The following is a 23,621-nucleotide window of genomic DNA, read 5'->3' as shown; positions in this document are numbered from 1 at the left end:
TTGATCCGAGACACTTTCCTGCAACCCTCAATCATCGACACCTGAACGCTCAGGGCGCCAGTGACCAACTGCCTTAACTTTCTTGAGACAGGCTTCACAATAACAGCTGGTAGCAATCTCAGGCACCGGCAACAAATCTGGATTCTCGTTGCCTGAGGACTGCTCTTGCGTCGATACCGATTGCATGCACCAGCATTGATCCGCAGGCATGCCAAGAGAGAAAGCACAAAGGTTGGGTTGACCACATCCAGGACAAGCCCCTGAACGAACATCATTTGTAACTTCCATGAGAGCCCTGTGTGTTGACCATAGCGTTTTTCATGATAAATAGTCTGGGGGAAAACACTACTCAGGCTGATCCACAAAAGTGACTACTTTTGCCTGGAATAGCGGCATTTTAATAGAAAAAGTTTGATACCATATACTGCAAAATTGCCGGAAACGCTACGTTCGGAGTCAGGATGAACTTGAAAAAGATGAGCTGGTCAAAAGCGGGATCCATTGCACTGATGGTCTTAGCGCTTTCAGGATGCAACCAGGAGCAGACCGAGCAACCCGAAATACTGCGCCCAGTGCGCTCCGTTGTGGTCACCCCACCTGAGTCAGGATGGATCAAGGAGTTCCCGGCCGTGGTCAATGCGGTGCAGAAAGCGGACCTCAGTTTTCGGGTATCAGGCAAGCTTCAGAAGATTCTGGTGAAAGAGGGGGAAATGGTGGAGGAGGGTCAGGAAATCGCCCGACTTGACCAGGTGGATTTCGAGATCAAATTAAAAGACCGGAAAGCCTCCTATGACGTAGCAAAGGCGGATTTTGACCGGGCACAGAAACTGATCAAGTCTGGAGCCATTGCCCGGGCAGAACTGGATAACCTCAGTGCCAAAGTCAGTACCGCCAGTTCCCAGTTGGAAGCGGCCCAGCAGGAGCTGGATTACACCATTCTGCGCGCCCCCTTTGCAGGCCGGGTAGCCCGGCGGTATGTGGAAAACTTTGAGGAAGTCTCCGCCAAACAGGAGATCGTCTCTCTGCAGGATACCTCCTCACTGCTGGTGGAAATGGAGCTGCCCGAAAGCGTGCTGGTCCGGGCCCGGAAACGTCAGGGGGACTACAACTTTCTGGCTCATTTCAGTTCCATTCCCGGCCGTTACTTTCCTCTGGAACTCAGGGAAACCTCAACCCAGGCGGATGAAAGTACCCAGACCTACACCATGACCTTTACCATGCCAGCCATTGAAAACCACCTGATTCTGCCAGGTATGTCGGTTCTGGTTCGCGCAGAAGAGATCACCCCGGACAGAAACCTGATTCTGATTCCGGGCTATGCCGTGATGGAAGACAAAAATGGCCGGTTTGTTTATGTGGTCAGTGATGCCGGTGATGGTACCGGTAAAATCAACCGTCGGGCAGTCAACACCGGTCAGTTGTCAAACAGGGGGATCATCATCTCTTCCGGCCTGAACGTTGGTGACCGGGTGGTGACCGCGGGTATGAGCCAGATGAGCGAAGGCCTGAAAGTCCGGCTGCAGGAAGGTGACGCGAGATGAACATTACCCGTGCCACCATCGTCAACAACCGAACGGCCCTGGTCTTTCTGGCAGTCCTGGTCATTGCCGGGCTCCAGGCATACCAGAATCTTCCCAGAGCCTATGACCCCGGTTTCATCATCCGGGTCGCCAAAGTCATTACTTATTTTCCCGGTGCCAGCCCGGAGCGGGTTGAGCAACTGATTACCGATAAGCTGGAAAAGGTGGTTCAGGAGATTCCTGAGCTGGATTACGTCAAGAGCACCTCTAAAACCGGCGTATCCATCATTACCGTCAGCATCCAGGAAAGTTACACGGACATGCGGCCAATCTGGGACAACCTCCGGCGAAAGATCGAGAGTGCCGCCAAAGACCTCCCGGATGGTGTCATTGGCCCCGAAGTCAATGATGAGTTTGGGGACGTATTCGGAATTGTGGTCACCCTCACGGGTCCGGAATTCAGCTATGCGGAACTGAAAAAGATTGCCGACCAGGCCAGGGATGAATTTCTTCGGGTCCCGGAAGTGGCCAAGGTGGAAATCTACGGTGCCCAGGAAGAACGGATCTTTGTTGAGTACGACAACGCCCGTCTTTCTGAAATGGGGCTTTCTCCCACCCAGCTGATGCAGATGCTGGAAAATCGCAACATTGTGGTGCCCGGTGGCGCCATTACCCTGAATAAGGAGCGGATAGAGCTGGAACCCAGTGGCAACTTTGAGTCCGTGGACGACATCCGTCATACCATTGTTCCCATTCCCGGCAGCAGCAACGTGGTCTACCTGGAAGACATTGCCAGGATCAAGCGGGGCTATGTGGACCCACCCTCTTCCAAAGTCCACTCCTCGGGACAGCTGGCTCTTGGCCTGGGCCTGTCCATGCGGGAAGGGGGCAACAACATACGCATGGGAGCACAGGTACAGCAGGTACTGAACCAGCTCAACAGCACTTACCCCATCGGCATTGACTTCAATGTCATCAACTTTTCCCCCAAAGAAGTGGAAGACAAAGTAAACGACTTTGTTTCCAACCTGGTCCAGGCGGTTATGGTGGTGGCTGCGGTGATGCTGATCGCCCTCGGTCCCCGCACAGGCTTGATTGTTGCGTCGCTGATTCCCGTCAGTATGATCGCTGCCATGCTGGTGATGTCCCTATTCGACATCGGACTGGACCAGATATCCCTGGCCGCCCTGATCATTGCCCTGGGCATGCTGGTTGACAACGGCATCGTGATGGCTGAAAGCATTATGGTGCAGATGAACAGCGGCAAGAAACCGGTGGCCGCCGCTATCGATTCTGCCAGTGAACTGAGGGTTCCCCTACTCACCTCATCACTGACCACAGCCGCCGCTTTCCTCCCCATTTACCTGGCCGAATCCGCCGTGGGCGAATTTACCGCTTCACTGTTCCTGGTGGTCACCATCACCCTGCTCTGTTCATGGGTGCTGTCCATGACCCTGATTCCATTGCTCTGTGTCCACTTCCTGAAGATTAAAAAGGAAACCACGGACTACAACAGTGGTTTTTATCTGCAGTACCGGCAGCTTCTGACCCGCCTGTTAAAGCACAGAACCATTACCCTGGTAGCCACAGCGTTATTGTTTGCGGTTGCCATGAGCGGGTTTAAATACGTTCCCAAAATCTTCTTCCCACCTTCAGACCGTCTCTATTTCAAAACCGAGCTGGAGCTGCCCCTGGGCACAGCCATTGAACGAACCGAAGCCATTGTCACCGAACTGGAAGCGTTCATTGCCCGGGAGCTACAGGTCAATGACCAGCGCAGTGAAGGCGTCACCAGCTGGATCAGCCATATCGGCACCGGAGGCCCCCGGTTTGTTCTCCAACACAGCCCCGAGCCGGCCAGCCCGAACTACAGTCTGATGGTGATCAATACCACCTCGGCCGAGGTCATTGATGACCTGATAACCCGGCTGGACCATTACGCTTTCGAGCACTTTCCCGACCTTCAGATCACCAGTCGACGGATTGAAAGCGGCATGTCGGTCACCAACCCGGTGGAGATCCGCCTTTCAGGCAAGGAGACTGACGAGCTGTTTTCCCTGGTGGAAGACCTGAAACAGCAGATGGCAACGGTGCCAGGGTTAAGAAACATCAGCGATGACTGGGGTCAGCGGATCAAAAAACTGAAAGTGGTGATCAACCAGCCCCGGGCGTTGCGGGTGGGCGCCACCAGTCAGGATATCGCCCTGTCCCTGCAAAGTGGCCTGAGCGGTCTTGAACTGACCCAGTACCGGGAAGGCGAGGACGTCATCCCCGTGATGCTCCGCTCCGTGGAAGCGGATCGCCAGGATATCGGCAAGCTGGAGTCTCTCTCCGTTTATATCCAGTCCACGGGCAAATCCGTCACATTAAAACAGGTGGCCGATATTGAAGTGGCCTGGGAGCCGGCCAAAGTGCTGCGCCGGGGAGGCCTTAAAACCGTCACAGTTGGCGCCCAGCTTGACCCCGGAGTCACTGCAGCAGAAGGGTTTTCCCAGTTACAGCCCTGGCTGGAGAAACAGCAGAAAACCTGGCCGGCCGGTTACCGGTACGAACTGGGTGGAGAGGCCGAAAGTTCCGGCAAGGGCAACCAGTCCATCGGGGAAAAACTGCCCATTGCCGCCTTTATTATCCTGATATTGTTAGTGGCCCAGTTTAACTCCCTGCGCAAGCCTGCCATCATTCTGGCCACCATCCCCCTGGGTATGGTCGGTGTCATCATCGGACTGCTGGTAGCCCAGTCGTTCTTTGGTTTTATGACACTGTTGGGGGTGATCTCCCTGGCGGGTATTGTGATCAATAATGCCATTGTCCTGCTGGAACGCATCAAGTATGAAATTGACGAGAATGGTCTCTCTTCCCAGGAGGCCATCATTGTTGCCGCCCAGCGACGGCTCAGGCCAATCCTGCTGACCACAGCCACTACGGTACTGGGTATGATTCCGCTGTATCTGGGAGGCGGTGAAATGTGGGAGCCCATGGCAGTGGCTATTATTGCGGGTCTGCTGTTCTCAACTGTGTTGACTCTTGGGCTGGTTCCGGTGCTCTATTCGGTGCTGTATCGAGTCAGATATTAACCAATGGCTCACAGGGCGTTTTCATTGCAGTCATTCAGGCTGCTGAAAACGTCCCAGCCATCCCTGAATTAAAGTGCTCTTAAAGCAGCTTCAATCATCTGGCACTCTTCCAATGAACCGGGTTCCCGAACGGCCTCCCTGCCCATTTTATCTTCAAGCCATCGAATCATCAGAGGAGCCGATGCCTTAACTCGTAGACCCATGTGGCTTAGAGGCCTTGGCCCTTCCGCAATCATCTCATCACCTGGATCCATAGCAGTAATAAAGCCTGCAGCCCTGGATAAAACCGGATCAATACAAGCATCATCAGGCAGAGTACATTTGATTTTCCCCCACAGCTGATCCAGCTCATTGGCAATATCATCCGGCTGCATTTCAGTCTTGCCTTTTAAGCGGTAGCTTATGGAAGCCCAATAGTTGAAATTGGCCACGGCATCCATAAACGAATGAATGTCCACAGGTTGTCGCACCAGCTCATTCCCCAAAACCACTGCCGCCTCTTCAACCAGCCAGTGACTCAGGTATTCCAGGCCAGCCTCTTCACTCACTGAAAACTCACTTTCTAAAACACCCTTTGCATGCGCTACTGCTTTTATTGAGCGCTCCCTGACCAACAATTCTGACGCCACCTGCCCCAGAGCTTCATTATTCTCAGGCCGAATAAACTCAATCATTATCTGACCTTTGCGTAACTCAGAAAGACAGAAGCGAGCCAGTCCACAACGAACCATCCTGTCCGCAGCTCTGATATGAACCTCCTGGAGTGGAACAGGGATTTTCCCCGTCCTTAGAATCTCTGCCCGCTGTCTCTCCCCCATCGGATCACAGGAAAGTTTATCGTACAGTCTGGCCATATACCCTTTTTGTGCGGTGGTTGTGGAGCCACTGGCCCAGGCGATGAACAGTTCAACATAGCCTTTCAGGACAGAAAGCAATGAACGCCTGCGGCCAAAATCTGAGGTGGATTCCAGTTCTGGTAAAGCTTTCAAGCTAACCGGCAAGTCAACTGGATGATGAGCTTTGACCCACCGGCCACAATGCAGAACCTGCCTGTCAGCTGTATCTGGAGGGGCTCCAGTTTCATTACATCCGGGTATAGCGGGATATAAGCTATTTACTCCACCTACTGCCATCTCACATCTCCTTTTTGTTCAACTCTAAAATATAAAGGCTCCTTGTCTGTATCACTGACATTGTGGTCAGTGATCAGCACCACGCTGGCAGGGGCATTAAAACAAGCGAATTTTGTACGTTTGACTCAAAAAGGAGAAAAGAGTTCCACAGTCATTGTTCCCCGGATTCCAGTGAGGTGTTCCAGGACAGCCCGCTTTCTTGGCTTACAACTCCCCTGTTATAATCCGGCCCCCAGCGAAACCCACCTGCAGCGAGGCTCCAATGGTTGTCCTGTCTCAAGAAACCCTGAACGAAGTCTATGCCCGCCATATGGACTGGTACCCGCCGGTCAATAATCCCCAGGAACTCCCGGAGACCGTGGCCGGGCTTGAGGAGGTCATGGGCAATTTCGATCTGGTTCTGCTGGACTCCTATGGTGTCCTCTGCCGGGGAGCGACTCCCATTGAGGGAGCCGCAGAGGCCATTGCAAAGCTTCGTGCCCACGATATTCCCTTCTGTGTGGTCTCCAACGACACCATGACCAACCGCTCAGTGGCTGCAGAAAAATACCGTAAGCGCGGCTTTGATTTCCAAAGCCATGAGGTCCTGACCAGCCTTGATATCACTGAAACCTGGTTGAAGACCGTGACCGACCCGGAGCGCTACGGAGTCATTGCCCCCCTTGAGCACCCATCCAATGCCCTTCTTGAAAAGATGGTGCGCCTGAATAACTGCAACGGTGTTATTCCCGACCACATTGACACTCTACTGTTTTTAACCGGGGCAGGCTGGACCGCCAGAATGCAGGAAAACCTGGTAGACAGCGCCAACGGTCGACAGTTCAATCTGGTGGTCGGCAACCCGGACATCGGCGCCCCCAATGGTGATCGGATTGCCGCAACCCCAGGCTACTTTCTGGCCAGCCTGGTTGAGGAAACCGCCCAGCAGGCCAGGCCGGTTCTGTTCGGCAAGCCCGATACCTCTATTTTTGAGCAAGCCCTGAAACCCCATACCCTTACCGAACACTCACGCGTTTTAATGGTGGGAGATACCCTCTACACCGATATCCTTGGAGGCAATGCCATGGGGTTCAAAACGCTGCTGCTGGAGTGCGGTATTTATCAGGGAAAGGATATCCACAGGGAAATCAACAGAGCAGGGATCCGTCCGCATTTCATCGCACCTCAATTATGAAGGCATAGGCTGAATGGACGATGTTCACTACCCGGATGCTGTTAACAATAGCTCCGTGCACTCCAATGCGCTGTGATGTGTTGACCAACTACAACAATAAATAACGAGACACCCCTGTTCCAGGCGGGTGTCCCATAAGGAGTAGACCATGGCTACTGTTCAGGAAGTTCTCGAAGCAATGAAAGGCCGTTTTGACGAAAGCGCTGCGGCCGGACAGACCCTGACTTTTCAATTTGACGTTACCGACGACAAGCCTTACTACGCTGCCATCACTGATGGTGCCCTGGAAATTGCTGAAGGTGCCCGTGACGACGCACATGTCACCCTGATCATGGACAGCGAAACCTTCGTGGGTATGCTCAGCGGTGAGCTGGACGGCATGCAGGCATTTATGACTGGCAAGCTGCGCACTGAAGGCAATATGATGCTGGCTTCCAAGCTGGGTGAATTCTTCAAACAGTAAACGACTATTTCCACGTTTGGACAAGAGACAACGGCTATTGCTTGAGCATGAGCCCAAACAAACGTCTACTGTCACTTATCCTCTGACGGCCCTTTTGAATCATCCCGGTTCCCGGTTTTTTCACAAAGGGTCTGTCTTCTTCATTCTGTCCAGCCCGCTTTCTTCGCCTCGCTAATAAACACCTGTCGTACTCAATAACAGGCATGGCATTGTTGTCCATTTTGAATTGGCTTATCATCCAACCCTTAAAACAAAGGTAGTCTTAGTGCCCCAAGCCTTACCGACAAAAAGATAGCAAATTCCAGAGAAGATCTTCTTCCGCCAGAAACAGAAAGGAAAATCCGTAACATGAGCCACTTCCTGTTGATGGAAGCCAACACCGGCTTTGCCGTTGCCCTCGCTCTGGTGCTTATGATTGCCCTGATGGAGATACTGGGCATGCTGGTGGGGTTCAGCCTGATGAACCTCCTGGATGACTTTCTTCCAATCAACAGTGAGCTGGACATATCCGACGGTGGCTTGTCAGCCATTCTTGGGTGGTTCTACCTGGGGCAACTCCCTTTCCTGATCTGGCTGGTGCTTTTCCTTACCGCTTTTACCATTGTCGGTTATTCAGGCAACTACCTGTCCATCCAATGGATTAATGAGGCTCTTCCAGGTTTTATCAGCTATCCCGCAGCCCTGGTTCTCAGCCTCATAGCCACCCGTTTTGCAGGCGCACCACTGGCCAGACTGCTCCCTAAAAGTGAAAGCAGTGCTGTGTCCAACCATTCATTTGCCGGACAGCTGGCACAAATCACCCTGGGCAAAGCGACCATGGGTAACCCCGCAGAAGCAGTTCTACAAGACCGCTATCAAAAAAAGCACTACATGATGGTAGCCCCCTGTTCCAGCAACGATGTTTTTAATCAGGGGGAGCAGGTGGTTCTGGTTGAAAAAAAAACCGGCTTCTGGACCGCCATCCCTTTTGAACACTGAGCCCGAACTGAAACCCCTTCCAAGCAAAACCCGAAAAATGAGAGTAGGAGTATTGACCAATGATGGAGTCCGGCCTGATGTATGTATTGATTATGGGAGGACTGGGTTTATTAGCCCTGTTCACCATTGGTATTATTTTCGCCAAGCTCTATGTCAGGGCTACAAAGGAAATTGCTTTTGTCCGCACGGGCCTGGGCGGTGAAAGAGTGGTCAAGGATGGGGGCTGCATCTGCCTGCCAGTGCTTCATGAAACCATTCCCGTCAGCATGAAAACACTGCGAATAGAAGTGGAGAAAGTTCGCAAGGACGCCCTGATTACCAAGGATCGCATGCGTGTTGATGTCCGGGCTGACTTTTATCTGAGGGTTGCCCACACCGAAGAAGGGATTTCCATGGCAGCCCAGACCCTGGGGCGACGCACGCTTCACGTGGAAGAACTTAAACAGCTGATGGAATCGAAGTTTGTGGATGTTCTGCGGGCAGTGGCTGCAGAAATGTCCATGACGGAAATGCATGAGCAACGGGCGGAGTTTGTCCAGAAAGTTCAACAGAACGTTGCCAACGATCTGGAGAAGAACGGCCTTGAGCTGGAGTCCGTGTCCCTGACCGGTTTTGACCAGACCGACCTGGAGTTCTTCAATGACAACAACGCCTTTGACGCAGAAGGACGTTCTCGCCTGGCGAAAATCATTGAAGAGAAGCGTAAGGAAACCAACGACATTGAACAGGAAAACCGAATTCAGATTGAGCGTCGTAACCTGGAAGCAGAACGGCAATCCCTGGAAATAAAGAAAGAAGAAGAACAGGCCCGGCTCGCCCAGGAGCAGGTTCTGGAGTTCAAGCGGGTAGAGCAGAAAGCCGAGATCGCCAAAACCCGGGAGACTAAAGAACAGGAAGAGCGCCAGGCAGAAATCGCCAAGCAGCGTGCCATTGAGATCTCCGAGATAGAAAAAGCCAGGGAAATTGAAACCCGGGAAATTGACAAGCGGAAAGCCCTTCAGCAGGCCCGTATACAGCAGGAGCGAGATCTGGAAGTGGCTGCCCAGGAAAAGCAGATTGCCATAGCGGTTAAATCAGAAGAAGAGTCCGCCGCCCAGGCCCGGGCTGCAGAAGCAGAAAAAGAAAAAGTAGAGAAAGAAGAGGCGGTAGTGACTGCACGGCAGGTGGCAGAGGCCAACCGCCGCAAAGAAATCGATGTGATTGACGCCAAAAAGGAAGCGGAAAAAGTAGCGGTGGGCGTAACGGTTCAGGCGGAGGCAGAAAAACAGGCTGCTGAAGATCGCTCAGAAGCCGTTCTGACCGAAGCCCGTGCAGACGCTGACGCCAAGATGCTGAAAGCGGAAGCCGATGAAAAAGTGTTTGCAGTCGAGGCTGCCGGTAAAAAAGCCCTGTATGAAGCTGAGAACACCTTGAGTCAGGAGCAGATCGAGCTGCAGAAAGCCCTGGCCGTTCTCAAAGCACTGCCTGAAGTGGTTGCCCATGCCGTTAAACCCCTGGAAAACATCGAAGGCATTAAAATCCTGCAGGGCTATGGCTCCACAGGCGCCATCGCTGCTGACGGGACAACACCCACTGGCTCTATCGCTGAACAGGTGACCACCGCAGCACTGGGCTACCGGGCCAATGCACCGGTTGTAGACGCTATGCTCCAGGAATTAGGGCTGGTTGACCAGGAAAAGGGAACCCTTAATGACCTGCTCACAGGCCAGAGCCAGTTAACAGCCAGCACACGGGGTGTTATTAAAGGCGCTTCTCCTATACCAGAGGTTCCCAGTGATGCTGTCGTGAAGGAAAGCATGGCATTTACACCAGCAGAATAACAAGGCCTGCCAATACAGTTTTAAAACAAAGGGTTACCACTTTATGCCGCAGGTGAAGTATAAAGAGGTAACCCAAACCACTCTGTTCAATAAATCCACAGTCACAGACCGGTTTTGCTTGTCATCAAAAAACCGTCAAAAAAACATTATTTATTGCCTGAGATGCCGTTTCCTGACATTGATTCAGTCTGCTTTGATTACAATTTATGGATATAGAGAAAAACAACATCCCCCCACAAGGTTACTAGAAATAAAACGCGAGTATTTCCATGGCAAAGCCTGACGGTCCATTACAATCGGTATCTTCACCCACTCAATTTCCTGCCCCCCCTCCTACAGCACCTCCTCCCGTGGATGAAAATAACAATCAAAAAGTAAAAACCACCGATGAAGTCAGTGCGTTTATGCCTGAGCAGCAGCATATAGTGGCTGATAGCAAGGATATCCATGACTGGAAAATCAAAATCATACCCAAAATCAACGACACACTCGCTTACCTTAATGCCAGTGAAAAAGCACTTGAGCACCTGAATCTGGAGTCTAAACAGTATAAAAAAGACGAATTAAGAGAGAAGGTCATTACTCATATAGAGGCTGTTAAAGAAGAGCTGAAAAAAACAGAATCCAAAATCAATGACGTCATTAATGATCCAGGCACTACTAACCAGGAAGAAGCAAGACAAACACTCATAAAATTACAAGATCGGTACAAAAAGATAGAGGCCATTCAGGAAGAGACTGAAAAAACAAGGTCAAAATTTTCCTTTGCAACAAAGGGTACAATTGAAACCAAACTTTCTGATTTGAAGGCAGAGATAGTACAGGTTTTCCTGACCCTGAAACCATTTGATAAAGTTCCCCCTCCCTCAACTCATCAGGGCCACTCTGGTCAGCCCCTGGTTATGGAGGAGAAGGAACCAAAAAGAACAGTGGCACCCTCACCTTCTCCAGAGTCAGAAAAGCAACCGTCCGCCCCCCCTGTGGAAGCTCATAAACAGAAGAAACCTCCTTTCCAAACCGCAAATCATAAAAAACTGAAACCGGAAGTATTGAAAGACCAGACCCTCAAACAGCTTGTTAGAAGTTTGAAAGCGCCGGAAACTCAAGACAAAGAAGATACACTGTCACTCATACAAGAATACATAAAAGGACAGTACGAACAGCTAGCCAGGATGACGCCTTTGATAGACTGCATGACCCAGTGGTCTCAACTGACGGGTCATTTTGATGAGGTCAGCACACTCTACAACTCCTTGAATGTTCTTGGCCACAAGCACAACCTGGACTTCAACGATCCCGCTTTGCCAGAAAAACTGCATGAGATAGACAGGCATCTGGACACTTTGTCTCAATTAAACAGAGGAATATTAGCCCGAAGGTACCTGTGTGAGCAGTTACCAACACCACCAACCCAACAAGACCACCTGATTGTATTGATTTTCAAAACCTTTCTCCCTGACGAAACCCATTTATTATGCACAAGAGACCTGTCTCACTTTGAAAAGCTAGCCGCCTACCTCACTCATTACACGGCTTTAAAACAAGGAGAAAAACCAGCAACGGCAGCATCAGAAAGCTACCGCTTGTTCGCCGAAGTTTCTGATCAACTTTTCATACCTCCTGCCAAACCCACAGAGCATATACGGTGCCCTGAAGAGGTGGAAGCACTGGCTGCTCATTTTTACGATCATTCCTGGTTTCGCGGTGATCATAAAGTGTTAATGGAAGGAAATAAAAAAGTCGTTCAGTTGACCACGGAAGGGCACTTCAGAGAGGTGAGCGGCCAGGAAGAGATAGAATCCGCCAGCGACACACTGGAATGGTTAAAAACCGCACCTTCATCCATGAAAAAACAATCCCAGGAGAACCGGGAAAAAAGACTGGACAAAGCCTGGGCAACCATAATGACAGGAATAATGGATGAAGTGATTCCTGCAATGTTTAATAGCGCTTCAGGGCAACTTGGACAAGTGGGCCATGAAATCAGAAATCTCTATAAACAATGGATGAGTGATGATCAGGCTACGGATGCCCCCCTCTATCATGAGACGATAAAAAAAGAACTGAACACTATTTTGGCTGGATACGCGGAAGTTGATATACACCTAAATGGAGAAGAGGTGCATTTTTCAGTGACACCACTGCTTCGTTCCAGGGAGGGTGAAGAAGAAGCTCTCAATATTTTTCTGAGAAAGATATCTGAAAAAAAACAGCCTAACTCAGGTAAGTTCAGCCCCGTCATCAATGCTCTTTCTGGGATGGGACTGATCGCTCATGAAGAGCCTATGCAGTCACCCTGCTTTCTTGGCTACAGCCCTGAGAGTGTTCGATCTGAATCCAAACATCTTGAACAGGCAATCAAAACGGTGCACCAGGGCTTACAAGCCTGCAGACAACATAAAGAAGAATTTGAAAAAAAAGAAGCCCTATTGCATGAAGAAAAAAAGAAAAACAAATCAATCAAAACAGCCAACCAGGAAATCTCCAGTCAAATACAAAGCATCATAGACAGAGAGACAAATCTGGCATTAAGTCGTTATCACCAGACAAAGACAACAGAACTCAGAAACCGGGGATTTAGAAAAGCAATCCCCAAAAAACTGCATACTTTTTTAATCTGGACGGGGATCATGAAGGATCCTGCTACAGGAGTCAAAAAAGACACTTTCTTCAGGGATGACAAAAATAAAATAGATAAAATAAAGAGGCTAAAACATCTGATTGACTCTACAACACACTCTGGATCCCTGACCGCTGCTTCTGATTCATTAACCCAGTGTTATATAGACGCTTGTCAACTTATTCTGGAGGGGCTGCTGAGCCCACATCAGGGAAGGGGTATTCTATTATCTCTTTCCCGGTCCATGGAAATCAGCACCAGTAGCTGCTTTGACTCTCCGGGTCGGCTGACTCATATCGACCCTTCAACCATGAAAAACCTGATACCTTTACTGGCACAACACCAAGATCACTTAATCCACCTTCAGAGGCAGGAAAAGAAGAAGAGACTGAGATCTCAAGCAGAGAAAAAAGCACTGAAAGCGATTGAGCAGAACCTGGTTGACTTTAACAAAGCCACCCAATTACTCCAGGCTCTCAGCTCCCTGAGGATCACAAAAGAGGCCTTTGCCTCTGTTCTGGAAAAACTACTGTCACACAGTCAAAAGCAGCAACCTTTTTCACCAGGGAGTCCCATTTTTCAGGCTATTGAACAAGAACTCAGACAATATAAAGCCCCCTCCCTTGAGGATTTTGAAACAGAAAAATTATCCAGATCAGAAAGCACTGATTCAGACACCAGCTCTATCGTTTCTGAAATACAGCCCCCCGATGAAACCAAAGGTGAACAGTATCAAGAATCCTTCACAAAGGCTCAGAAAACGCTTTATCAAGCAGAAGCAGCCTTGCAAATGGGTACATTGTTTACCTCACCCAGGCTCAGTCCGCTGATGACAGAACTTCAAGAAAGTTCAAACCTCCTCAACCACGCCCTTTCAAGTGGAGAAAGTGAGCCCTCACTCACAAAACACCGGGTACGAACTTACCTTCTGATGAAACAAATTGAGGATATTCATGAAAAGGATGCTGTAGAACGAACCCACAAACCGATCACCATCAACTCCCACTACGAACTGGTCCAGCTGAACACATTCTTAAAGCAAAGAGTTCATTATTTAAATTCATTGAGAACTGGAGACCCGGAGCTGGATCATCGTCTGGACAGGCAATTCAGCCTTAACGGAGTCTCTTCCCCTCCCTGCCTGTCTGACTTTTCGGAAGCAGAGGAACAAAACACACCGATTATCAACTCTCTTTTGACAACCTATAAAACAAGACTTCAGGAGCGGCTCAACCAGGAAAGAAAATGGCCTTCAAGGCTCCCTAAGCCTGGCTCTACAATGACGATCGCAGAGCAACTGTCCTCCTCCCTGTTAGGTCACTATTTTTACATTACCCCCAGTGGGCAGGTCGACTTTTCGCCCCGAAACAGACTGTATAAAGCCAACCTGGCAGATGCTCATCTTTTAGTTGACCAGATTAACCAGGAAATAAAGCAGGGGCACCCCTTTAAAAAAATGCACCAGTCGGTGATGAACGCAATGGTCCAAAACATTCCTGGGCGCTGTGAATCCTTCACGGATAATCACTCTGTACCACTGGTGAGGTTAAAAACAGATACTGTAGGACAACTCGTTCCTGCTGTCAGGTTGTGTGATGCCTTATGGAAAAGCCGGTTGCCTTATGTGGAAATCGCTCGATCCAGACGCAGGCAGCCAGTCTTGCAAGAGCTGCAGTTACTTAAGTCAGACCCTGATATATCAAAAAAACCCCGAAGGTTGGCACTGATCGATGCTGCCACCAGCCAGATCAGCCGCGTACCTCTTGACAGCGAGAGTTTTGCCACCGCCGTGAACCGGATCCTGGATGAATTGAGTCACCAGTATTCAAAAACCATCCCCCCCTGGTCATTGAGTGTGCCGGATCACCAGCACAGAGTGAATACCATCACCCGACTGACTGAAATCAGAGAAAAAACCAGACAGGAAACAGTCGCTACCACTGAAACACCGAACAAGCCAGCTTCTCGCCCACCGGCAGAAAGAATGAACTCCAGCTCGACGACGTCAGACTCTCATTCAGATTCAGGACATGAAACCGGAACGCCAACGGTCAGTGAATTATCCAGAAGCGAGTCCCAACTCAGTGATTCAGAGCTCAGTAATTCAGAGTTCAGTGGCGACTATAGGATGACCGACTCCGAGGAGGAGGACAACGATGTCAAAGCGCCTCTTGCAAGAGAGCACGCACAAACACTCTCACAGATTCAGTTACTCTTGAATCAGCACCAGGGCACTGTCTCTGTACAAAATGATGAAATACACCGGTTTTTATTGAAAGCCGCTCAGGCTTCTCCCACGCAAAGCCAGGACTGCTTCTCTCAACGGTTTCATGATGATCAGCGCAAACCAACAGAAATGGCCATTCAGACGGTCGAAACACAAACCGTGTTTGACTCAGAAGACCTCCGTCGTATGCACAACCAGCCGGGTCAGGAACTGACGCCTGCTGAAATCACGCAGGCTGTTACCGATGAGTGTCAGCACTCTCTCCAGTATTATTTTGGTAATGATGGCCCCGGAGACACCTTGCTATGGCTCAGTGACTTGGTATCTCATAAGCTGGTCATGCCCATGCTGGACATTCAAACAGATTACCTGAACCAGATTTTGTCAGGCCAGGAGTTCTTCCTCAAACCGGAACACCAGAAAGTGAAAGTCACGCTAACACCGGTTGAAGCAAAGCCTGAAGGCAGGCAACGAATCAAAGTCAATGTTCAACTGTCCTATGATGCCTATACTCTGACCGACACTTTGGGAACCAGCCAGTTCAAAGTTGACCAGCCCGTCACCGCAAGTGTGGACCTGATGCTGGATCCAGAAAATCCCGGTCACCCCGACTTTGTGCAAGCCAGTCACCACTGGGAAAGGGCCGATACGGCTCAGGAGTCTGCAGGCTGAAATCCAGAAAGTGGAAAAGCGTCTACCCGCCATTGAGCTTCTTTGCGACTACATGGAAAACATGAAACCGGATGTTTCCAGAAGACAGCGTATCCACATCACGCTCCTCTTCTTCTATTGAGAGGATTTCCAGGCCATTATTATGGCACAACCCTTGAACCTGCGGCTTCGTCAGAAAATTCATTTGAGAAAACATCTGCCTTTGCTGACCCGAAAGCGGCCCGAGCAGACTCCTTTGATCCTCATCCGGCTCAATTGCATTACACGCCCTCATTGTTTCAGCCCAGCCATGCCTGCAACCAAAAAAAGCCCCGGCAAAGTAGCCTCCTGAAACGATTCTGGATGATAACCGCTTCATGAGAGAGGACAGCGTGCTCTCCGAAAAAAAGGCCAGTAAGTAACTGCAGACAACCGTATCAAAGGGCCCCATGGACTCAAAAGGCAAATCTGAAGCACTGGTTGCATAAGTATGTTCAGGAGGAGGCAGTTTCATAGATTTAAACAAATTCAGGCACTGCCTGACCGCTTCCGGAGAGATATCACAAATCGACAGCTTGCAGCCAGCCTCCAGGAAGGGCAATGAGTTTTTGCCGAGCTCACAACCCAGATCCAGCACAGCATCCCCTGGCCCAGGATTAAACTCATTTCGTTTGAGCAAACTCTGGATTGAAGCCATTGGCTGAGCCTTTTTAGGGTCATAGACATTGCTCAATTTTTCAATGAAATGATCCCAGCCACTTTTCTGCTCCATAGCTGCCAACGCTCCGCCCATTCAGTCATTCATGTTATTTCTCCGTCCATCATAGACCATCTGCACAGCATAAAAGTTCAAGAAAACTCTCAGCCAGCACACTATCAAGCCACCACCTGCCCTCGATAAATTCTTTTCACCTGACGGGGAACCGGTTCTGGAATAATGGGAGCAACTTCACTTCCAAGGGAGTGCAGACAACGCTCCAGCAGAGCCCTGGTATCCATCGAATCGCTTTTCTGCCAATAATGGTTCAGCTGTAACAACAGCTGGTCATCGGATAGATGAAAAACTTCATTAAACTCGACTCTGATCTGCCGCTTGACCGACAGCAAAAGCTCCAGGGAGGATTTCGAGAGTTCAACCGCCGCCATGGGATTCTCCTTTTGGAACAGTGACCGGAAAGACTCCCTTCTCCACTGCAAATACAGTGCCATCGAATAATAAGCTAATCTGACATTTCGCCTGTGTTCTTCAGTATTGTCTGTCCATCATTTGACACAACTCAACACGCTTTTACAGAACATCCATACAATAACAATCACTTTCTGCACCCAGAGCGGTGCTCTTCCTAGAAGACCAACCCTGGGTAAATTAACAATGGCGACAAGAATGGTACCAATCAACCCTGACCGACTGCTTGGCGACCTCTACGACCTCAGAAAGTTCGGTCAATACAGTACCGGAGTCATACGTCAGGTCTATTCCAATGCAGATATGGAATCCCGGCACTGGCTCCGTAAGCGGATGGCAGAAGCTGGACTGGATGCCCGCCTCGATGGCCTTGGCAATGTCATAGGGTATTCCGGAAAAACCAGCCCGACCCTGTTGATGGGATCCCATACGGATACCCAGCCAAAAGGTGGCTGGCTGGATGGTGCCTACGGTGTCATCTGTGCACTGGAAGTCAGCAGAGCACTGGCAGAATGCCCCGAAACAGCACACATGTCCGTGGATATTGCATCCTGGGCCGATGAAGAGCACACCTATCACGGTTTTCTTGGCTGCAAGGGCTTTCTGGGGATGCTTCCTTCCCAGGTGATCAGTACCGCCATCCGTTCTGATGGGCACCGTCTGGAAGATGCCCTGAAAGCGGCTGGTCTGGACGGGCTCTCGGAACAGTATGAGCCAGGCCGTTACATCGGCTATCTGGAGTCTCATATTGAGCAGGGTCCACGGCTGGATATTTCCGGCAACCGGATCGGTGTTGTGACGGGTATCGTGGGCTGCCGGGATCTCGATATAGCCTTCATTGGTGAAACCAACCACGCTGGCAGTACCCCCATGGGCATGAGAAAGGACGCTGGCATGGCATTGATTGAGTTTGCCAGCTCTCTCAACCGGAGATTCCGGCAAATGGCCAATCAATACACGGTCTGGACCATCGGCAGGGTTGAGTTTCTGCCCGGTGCCGCCTGTGTCATTCCCGGCCAGGCAACCATGCGACTGCAGTTCAGGGATACCTCCCTGAAACAGCTTGACCGGATGGAAGAAGCCGTACGACAAATGGCTAATGCCCTGCAGAAGGAGCTGAAGACTGAGATCCAGGTGGAGCGGGCAAACAACACACTCCCGGCCACTCTGGACTCCAAGATTCAGGAGGTGCTCTGCCAAAGTGCTGAACAGCAGGTTCCCGGCCAGTGGCAAAGTATACCCAGCGCTGCCATGCACGATGCCAGCATCTTTGCCAGAGTCATGCCCTCCGGTATGCTCTTCGTGCCCAGCATTGGTGGAGTCAGCCACAGCTTTGAAGAGGACACCGGAGAAGAAGACCTGATTACCGGTTGCCAGGTTATGGCCAACGCCGCTGCCGAAATTATCCGGCAGGCGTCATAAGCTTCGCTTCCCCCTCTATTCCCAGGAGAAGTCCTGTCTTCTTACCCCCTCTCCCCCTGGGAGAGGGTTGGGGTGAGGACCCGGCGTCCTGACAACAACCTGAAAGCAGCAGGCACCGAATAAAACGACAGCACCGTCGTCAGCAGTGTCCCACCGGTGATGGCCACCGCGAAAGGCGGCCAGAAGCCTCCTCCTGAGAGAATCATTGGAATAAAACCTGCGACCGTGGTGACCGTTGTGGCGGCAATATGCCTTGAGCACCGCATCACTGCATTCACCATGGCATGCTCATCCCCAAGGCAGGCCTGATGATCCGCTTTCAGCTCAGCCAGAATAACAATGGCTGAATTGATGGCCAGACCGTAGACGCCAAGCAGACCAATAATCACAGTGAACCCGAACGAATATCCCGCCAGCCAAACGGACAGAAGCCCCAGCCCTGTGGCCTGAAAACCTACCAGCAGAATCACCAGACTCAGGCGGAATGAGTTGAAGATCAATACCACCACCGTGAACAATAGTGACAGAACCATCACCAGGTTAGACATCAGTTTTCGAACGGCATCTCCCCGCTCTGCGGTTTCCCCCCCCAGTTCCAACCGGTACCCCGGAGGCAACTCAAGGTCTGCAAGCTTCGCCAGGGTTCGCTGCAGAACCCCCTGAGGCAATACGCCTGCCTCAATATACCCTTCAATCACATTGATCCGTTCACCGTTTCTTCTGGGAATCGTTCCCCGGCTGGGGGCAATTTCCAGCTCCGTCAACGAATCCACCGACAGCCCCACCGGATACTTTTTCCCTGTTCCTGTTCCCACTGTGGCCACGCTATCTGTTACAACCGGCAAGCGCAGCCGGTTCAAATGCTCAGGACTTTGCCGGTCCCGGTTTCCGACCCGAACCCTCACCGGAATAGACTCAGTCACTTCAATCACAGACCCCGCCACCCGACCGGCCAGACTGGCCTGGAGCATCCCGGCAAAGCTGCTCAGGGTCATACCACTGAGACCCGCCGTGTCCTCATCGGCTTTCAGCCAGATCTTTGGTGTACCGGGCTGCAGGGTTTCCCGGGTATGCGTAACCTGCTCGGTATTTGCCAGAATGGCACGTACCTGCTCTCCCAGCTGTCTGAGCTGGTCAAGGTCAGGCCCCAGTATTCTCAATTCAATAGGCGCATTAAAGGGAGGCCCCTGCTCAAGCTTGCGGACAATGATCTGGGCATGGGGGAACTGTTCATCCAGCTGGGTCTGAAGCGCCGGGATCAACCGGTTGGCTGTCTGGAAGTTGGCGACTTTCACCATGGCCTGGGCAAAGTTTGCAGCCCCCTGATCCCGCGCCTGAAGATTGTAATAAAAAGCAGGGAAATTCCCCCCAATCACCCAATCCAACCGCTCAACACCAGCTTGATCACGCATACTTTTGTCGATGGCTTTTACCGTAGACTCAGTGGCATGGATGCTTGCCTGGGGAGCCAGATAAACCCGTATTTCAAACATATCCCGGTCTGAAGCCGGGAAAAACTGTTCCGTCAGATACGCCGCTGCCCAAAAGCCGGAAAAAGGCAAAAGCCCCACCAGAATGATTGCCGCCAGGGGAAAACGGATTGCCCCGCCTATGGACCTGGCAAAGCGTTCACTGATGGTGGTCACTCGAAAACCGCTGCGGAACCACCCTGCCCCTTCCTGTGATCGATGGATGACCATGGCCGCAAAACCAGCAATCAGGGTATGGGAAATCAGATAGGAGCCCAGCAGCGAGAGAGTCACGGTAAAAGCGATCGCTCCCACAAACTCACCGGCGGGCCCCGACATCAGAAAAATAGGGGCAAAGGCGAGAACCGTCGTTAAAGTGGCACCCAGCAGGGGAACCCACAAATGTCGGATCGCACGATGCGCTGACTTCAACCCGCTCAATCCCTGTTGCCGGTATTGGCTGATGGTATCCACCATCACAATGGCATTGTCCACTAATATTCCCAGTGCCACGATCAACCCGGTCACCGACATCTGATGAATGGGAATTCCGGTCAGATTCATGACGGCCAGGGTCAGACAGCTGGTCAACGGTAGAGAAAGGGCAACAATCAATGCCGACCGCCACCCCATAAACACCAGCAAAACCGCCAGAATCAAAACAAACCCAAACAGCAGGTTGCCGGTCAGCTGGTTTAACCGGTCCCGGGTGTAAGCCTGCTGCTCAAACACCACCTCAAGCCGGATATCATCCGGCAATTGATTCTGGAAACGGGCCAGCAGCTGATGCACCCTCTCACTCCAGAGATCCACCCGCAGTTCATGGTTCATCCTTGCCGCTACAATCACTTCTGGCCCACCGGCAACCACCGCCAGCTCATGGGGAGGAGCAGCAGCTACCCGCTCAACGGTCGCGATATCATCCAGTTTGACTTTATGGCCCGATGCCTGGAGCCTGACCGGTACCCGGCGCACCCTTTCCAGGGTATCCAGGGCACCAGACACTTCCAGCTGATAATACAGATTGTCATTGGCCAGCAGACCTGCGGCATTCCTGGAGTCCGCCCCGGTGATCGCCGCCGAAAGGCTGGCAACCGATCCATCCAGGGCACTGGCCGCTGCCGGGTCGATACTGACCAGAATCTCTTCCTCCGGAACCCCGAAGGTTTCCACATACTCCGTACCGGCCAGAGAGCGAAGCTGATTGCCCAGCTCTTTGCCATACCGCCCAAGTGCCAGCAAATCTGGTTGCCGATCCGTTCGCCAGGTAAGGCTGACCATGGTGGTGAAAGCATGCCCCTGATCCACATCAAGAGTGGGTGGTTGAGTCCCGGAGGGAAGGTTGGGGGCTAAATCCGCCAGCCTGTCACGCACCTTTGACCAGACCGGCTCCACATCCACAACCTGATCCGACAACTCAATGCTCACCACCGAAACACCGGGCCTGGAAGTGGATTCCAGCAGTTTGATTTGAGCCTGTCGCCTTAACGCCAGCTCAATGGGCTCTGTCACCAGGGCTTCAACCCTTTCGGCACTGGCCCCCGGCAGGTAGGCCATAACAGTGCCCCACCGGTTGGTGAGCCATGGGTCTTCGGACCGGGGCAAGGAGGAGAGCGAGGAAAGACCGGCCACCAGCAACAGGATAACCGCAAGCACAAGGAGACGTTTATTACCCAGAAGCTTTTCGATACCGGAGTCAATTCCCGAGTTGATATCCATGATGCCCCTTACCGCCCACTGCCTGAAAGGTTTGTCTGAGCATTGATGGCCAGACGCACCGGCTGGCCCGGTGTAATACGGTGGAGCCCATCCCGGACAATATTCTCCCCGGACATCAGTGAACCGGTGACATAAGCCTGGTCTTTACCGGTAAAGAGGACCTGGACGGTTCGCCTTTCAATCCGCTGAAGGCTCTCAACCTGCTGAAGGCTCTCAACCTGCTGAGGGCTCTTAACCGCTGACGGATGCTCCTCTGGCACCAGGGCAAACACATTCCACGAACCACGAACCCCATCGGTCAATGCGGATATCGGAATCCAGAACCCTTCCTGGTCCTGTCGCTCCTGATGCTGCAGGTAGGCGAGCTGACCGGATAACAGCCTGGCGTCCTCCGTCAGGGAAAAACGCAGGTTTACCGTCTGCGCCCCGGATTCAACCCGGCCCCCCGGATTAATTAACACAGCGGGCAAAACCTGCTGCCCCACCCGGATCGGCCAGCGCTTTCCTTTGACGTTCCCTTTAAGAAGACCATCCAACTGCCGGACTGGCACCCCGATATGAGCTTCTTTACTGGAGCTGGACAACAGGGAAAGCGTGGGGCTTCCCTGGTTCACGACATCCCCTGTTGAGACAAAACGCTCGGCCACCTCCCCGGAATAAGGTGCCCGAATCACAGACTTTTCCATTCGAATCCGGTTGGCTTCTATTTCCGCGACCAGACGTTTCAGGTCCGCCCTATGAGCCGACTGCTGGCTCTGAACGTCATCAATATCAGCCTGCACCCCAAAGCCTTTGTCCCTGATCGCCTCCAGCCGGGACAGGTTTCTCCGGGCCAGCTCCAGCTGGGATTCCACCTTGGCTTTCTGAGCGTTCAACTGGTTCCCATTCACTTCCAGAAGCTGCGTATCCAGGGTCAGTAACCTCTGCCCTTCGGTCACCCTTGCCCCAGCATCCACATGCACCTGAGCCACCTTGCCAGCGACCTCAGCACCCAGGCTTGCCCTCTGGCCTGATTGAACCAGCCCGGCATACTCCCGGAGAATGTCATACTGCCGGGATTGCTCCAGCTGATAAGCATTAACGGTTAAAACCGGTGCCGAACGCTCTCCTTCACCCGCTGTATGTGAATCACGGCAACCATAAAGAAAAGGGATCAACAGCAGAAGCGTTGTTGACAGGAAGGCGATCATGGCAGCAATGCTCATTCTCAGAAGGGGCATACTGGGCTGGCTCCAATAACTGACAGGTACAGAGAATAGACTGTCTGAGGTAAAGTAGGTTCAATAGAGAAGAAAAGAGAGGTATCGCTTTTCTGGACACAATTGATTTATCCCTCACAGTACCTATATTGCAGTAAATTCATATTTAACAATCCCATCAAAAATACATCAGCAGCTTTGATCTCTACCTCCTTGCATCCCGCAGAAAATAAGTAACTTTTACCAACCAGAAGGGCATTAATAATGAACCCAAAGTCATCACCGGTGTTTTTCTTTCTATTACTTTTTCTGGCTTGCTATTGCAGTATTTATCAAAGTGTCTTGGCACAGGATTCCTTAGAAAAAAATACTGTATATGAAGAAGTGGTCATTGAGCAAAGGTATAGTTACCAGGCTACGTATACTCACGAGCACCTTATTACCAGCACAGGATATCCAATTGAAGTTGAGTTAAACTTGATCAGCCCCGACAGAGAACAACAAGGTTTACCTCTTCGGCTCTTTGATCTGAACCAGCGTTACAGGGTATCACTTGACAAAATCATGTTGAGGGACTGGAGGGACAAACACTGTAGTGATTGCACCAGGTCATTTACCCCTGCAGTTTTACCCGTTTATCAAACCTCCTCGAATGCAAAACAGTTATTACATGGGGTCACTGATTTGTTGGGCAATTCGCTTCTCGCCCCCATTACAGACAATAAATTCATAAAAAATGAATGGCATCGCTACAAGAAGTTAATGTATCAGATCCTTCGGCATGTTCGACCTTTAGCTATTACCCAAGTTTCTCTTAGGGAAGGTGCGATTAAGTCCCCAGCCATGAGATAATACTCCCATCGCTTCCAGCTTGAGTTTCTGTCCATGAGCCAGCTTAGTTTCGCAGACAGTGAGTTTGTCCATAAACGCAGAACCACCCGCAAAGAGCGCTTTCTGGCAAAAATG

At 51.3% G+C, this 23,621-nt stretch carries 14 protein-coding genes; 8 read left to right on the top strand and 6 right to left on the bottom strand.

Going from position 1 to position 23,621, the window contains the following annotated elements; genetic code table 11:
- Positions 1 to 27 precede the first annotated feature (27 nt).
- Positions 28 to 288, bottom strand: coding sequence for a cysteine-rich CWC family protein (locus ACNRUY_RS17905; RefSeq protein ID WP_488113016.1), 261 nt, complete (start codon positions 286 to 288; stop codon positions 28 to 30).
- A 188-nt stretch (positions 289 to 476) separates the two neighbouring features.
- Between ACNRUY_RS17905 and ACNRUY_RS17900 the strand changes: the two genes are divergently transcribed.
- Together ACNRUY_RS17900 and ACNRUY_RS17895 are read left to right on the top strand one after the other, a co-directional pair.
- The gene (locus ACNRUY_RS17900; protein ID WP_488113015.1) at positions 477 to 1,541 is read left to right on the top strand and encodes an efflux RND transporter periplasmic adaptor subunit; all 1,065 of its coding nucleotides are present in this window, start codon (positions 477 to 479) and stop codon (positions 1,539 to 1,541) included.
- On the top strand, positions 1,538 to 4,594 hold the full coding sequence (locus tag ACNRUY_RS17895; protein ID WP_488113014.1) for an efflux RND transporter permease subunit: 3,057 nt from the start codon (positions 1,538 to 1,540) through the stop codon (positions 4,592 to 4,594). Before ACNRUY_RS17900 ends, ACNRUY_RS17895 begins: the two co-directional genes overlap by 4 nt.
- A 68-nt stretch (positions 4,595 to 4,662) precedes the next feature.
- Here the strand turns inward: ACNRUY_RS17895 and ACNRUY_RS17890 are convergent, their stop codons facing one another.
- Positions 4,663 to 5,583, bottom strand: coding sequence for a hypothetical protein (locus tag ACNRUY_RS17890; protein ID WP_488113013.1), 921 nt, complete (start codon positions 5,581 to 5,583; stop codon positions 4,663 to 4,665).
- Positions 5,584 to 5,989: 406 nt separating this feature from the next.
- Between ACNRUY_RS17890 and ACNRUY_RS17885 the strand changes: the two genes are divergently transcribed.
- The 5 genes from ACNRUY_RS17885 to ACNRUY_RS17865 all read left to right on the top strand — a co-directional run bounded on the left by ACNRUY_RS17885 (position 5,990) and on the right by ACNRUY_RS17865 (position 15,681).
- Positions 5,990 to 6,901, top strand: coding sequence for an HAD-IIA family hydrolase (locus ACNRUY_RS17885; protein ID WP_488113012.1), 912 nt, complete (start codon positions 5,990 to 5,992; stop codon positions 6,899 to 6,901).
- Between the two features lie 148 nt (positions 6,902 to 7,049).
- The gene (locus tag ACNRUY_RS17880) at positions 7,050 to 7,364 is read left to right on the top strand and encodes an SCP2 sterol-binding domain-containing protein (RefSeq protein ID WP_488113011.1); all 315 of its coding nucleotides are present in this window, start codon (positions 7,050 to 7,052) and stop codon (positions 7,362 to 7,364) included.
- Between the two features lie 348 nt (positions 7,365 to 7,712).
- On the top strand, positions 7,713 to 8,342 hold the full coding sequence (locus ACNRUY_RS17875; RefSeq protein ID WP_488113010.1) for a YqiJ family protein: 630 nt from the start codon (positions 7,713 to 7,715) through the stop codon (positions 8,340 to 8,342).
- A 59-nt stretch (positions 8,343 to 8,401) separates the two neighbouring features.
- Positions 8,402 to 10,162 (top strand): flotillin family protein, encoded by a 1,761-nt coding sequence (locus ACNRUY_RS17870; RefSeq protein WP_488113009.1) that lies wholly within the window; start codon positions 8,402 to 8,404, stop codon positions 10,160 to 10,162.
- Between the two features lie 350 nt (positions 10,163 to 10,512).
- The gene (locus ACNRUY_RS17865) at positions 10,513 to 15,681 is read left to right on the top strand and encodes a hypothetical protein (protein ID WP_488113008.1); all 5,169 of its coding nucleotides are present in this window, start codon (positions 10,513 to 10,515) and stop codon (positions 15,679 to 15,681) included.
- Between the two features lie 22 nt (positions 15,682 to 15,703).
- On the opposite strand, the gene ACNRUY_RS17860 is transcribed toward ACNRUY_RS17865, so the two are convergent.
- Positions 15,704 to 16,453 (bottom strand): class I SAM-dependent methyltransferase, encoded by a 750-nt coding sequence (locus ACNRUY_RS17860; RefSeq protein ID WP_488113007.1) that lies wholly within the window; start codon positions 16,451 to 16,453, stop codon positions 15,704 to 15,706.
- An 83-nt stretch (positions 16,454 to 16,536) separates the two neighbouring features.
- Positions 16,537 to 16,806, bottom strand: a complete 270-nt coding sequence (locus ACNRUY_RS17855) for a hypothetical protein (protein ID WP_488113006.1) — start codon at positions 16,804 to 16,806, stop codon at positions 16,537 to 16,539.
- 238 nt (positions 16,807 to 17,044) lie between these two features.
- Between ACNRUY_RS17855 and ACNRUY_RS17850 the strand changes: the two genes are divergently transcribed.
- Positions 17,045 to 18,268 carry a hydantoinase/carbamoylase family amidase gene (locus ACNRUY_RS17850; RefSeq protein ID WP_488113005.1) on the top strand — a complete coding sequence of 408 codons (1,224 nt, stop codon included), beginning with the start codon at positions 17,045 to 17,047 and terminating at the stop codon, positions 18,266 to 18,268.
- Between the two features lie 41 nt (positions 18,269 to 18,309).
- Here ACNRUY_RS17850 and ACNRUY_RS17845 read toward each other — a convergent pair whose 3' ends face one another.
- A complete protein-coding gene (locus ACNRUY_RS17845; RefSeq protein ID WP_488113004.1) occupies positions 18,310 to 21,456 on the bottom strand; it encodes an efflux RND transporter permease subunit in 3,147 nt (1,048 codons plus the stop codon).
- Between the two features lie 8 nt (positions 21,457 to 21,464).
- The gene (locus ACNRUY_RS17840; protein WP_488113003.1) at positions 21,465 to 22,676 is read right to left on the bottom strand and encodes an efflux RND transporter periplasmic adaptor subunit; all 1,212 of its coding nucleotides are present in this window, start codon (positions 22,674 to 22,676) and stop codon (positions 21,465 to 21,467) included.
- Between the last annotated feature and the right edge of the window lie 945 nt (positions 22,677 to 23,621).

Source organism: Endozoicomonas sp. Z74, assembly GCF_057680865.1.
This window is presented reverse-complemented; position numbering and strand designations above follow the sequence as displayed.

Coding starts and splice junctions, on each gene's coding strand:
- ACNRUY_RS17905 (WP_488113016.1), bottom strand. CDS start 288: ATGGAAGTTACAAATGATGTTCGTTCAGGGGCTTGTCCTGGATGTGGT.
- ACNRUY_RS17900 (WP_488113015.1), top strand. CDS start 477: ATGAGCTGGTCAAAAGCGGGATCCATTGCACTGATGGTCTTAGCGCTT.
- ACNRUY_RS17895 (WP_488113014.1), top strand. CDS start 1,538: ATGAACATTACCCGTGCCACCATCGTCAACAACCGAACGGCCCTGGTC.
- ACNRUY_RS17885 (WP_488113012.1), top strand. CDS start 5,990: ATGGTTGTCCTGTCTCAAGAAACCCTGAACGAAGTCTATGCCCGCCAT.
- ACNRUY_RS17880 (WP_488113011.1), top strand. CDS start 7,050: ATGGCTACTGTTCAGGAAGTTCTCGAAGCAATGAAAGGCCGTTTTGAC.
- ACNRUY_RS17875 (WP_488113010.1), top strand. CDS start 7,713: ATGAGCCACTTCCTGTTGATGGAAGCCAACACCGGCTTTGCCGTTGCC.
- ACNRUY_RS17870 (WP_488113009.1), top strand. CDS start 8,402: ATGATGGAGTCCGGCCTGATGTATGTATTGATTATGGGAGGACTGGGT.
- ACNRUY_RS17860 (WP_488113007.1), bottom strand. CDS start 16,453: ATGGGCGGAGCGTTGGCAGCTATGGAGCAGAAAAGTGGCTGGGATCAT.
- ACNRUY_RS17855 (WP_488113006.1), bottom strand. CDS start 16,806: ATGGCGGCGGTTGAACTCTCGAAATCCTCCCTGGAGCTTTTGCTGTCG.
- ACNRUY_RS17850 (WP_488113005.1), top strand. CDS start 17,045: ATGGTACCAATCAACCCTGACCGACTGCTTGGCGACCTCTACGACCTC.
- ACNRUY_RS17845 (WP_488113004.1), bottom strand. CDS start 21,456: ATGGATATCAACTCGGGAATTGACTCCGGTATCGAAAAGCTTCTGGGT.
- ACNRUY_RS17840 (WP_488113003.1), bottom strand. CDS start 22,676: ATGCCCCTTCTGAGAATGAGCATTGCTGCCATGATCGCCTTCCTGTCA.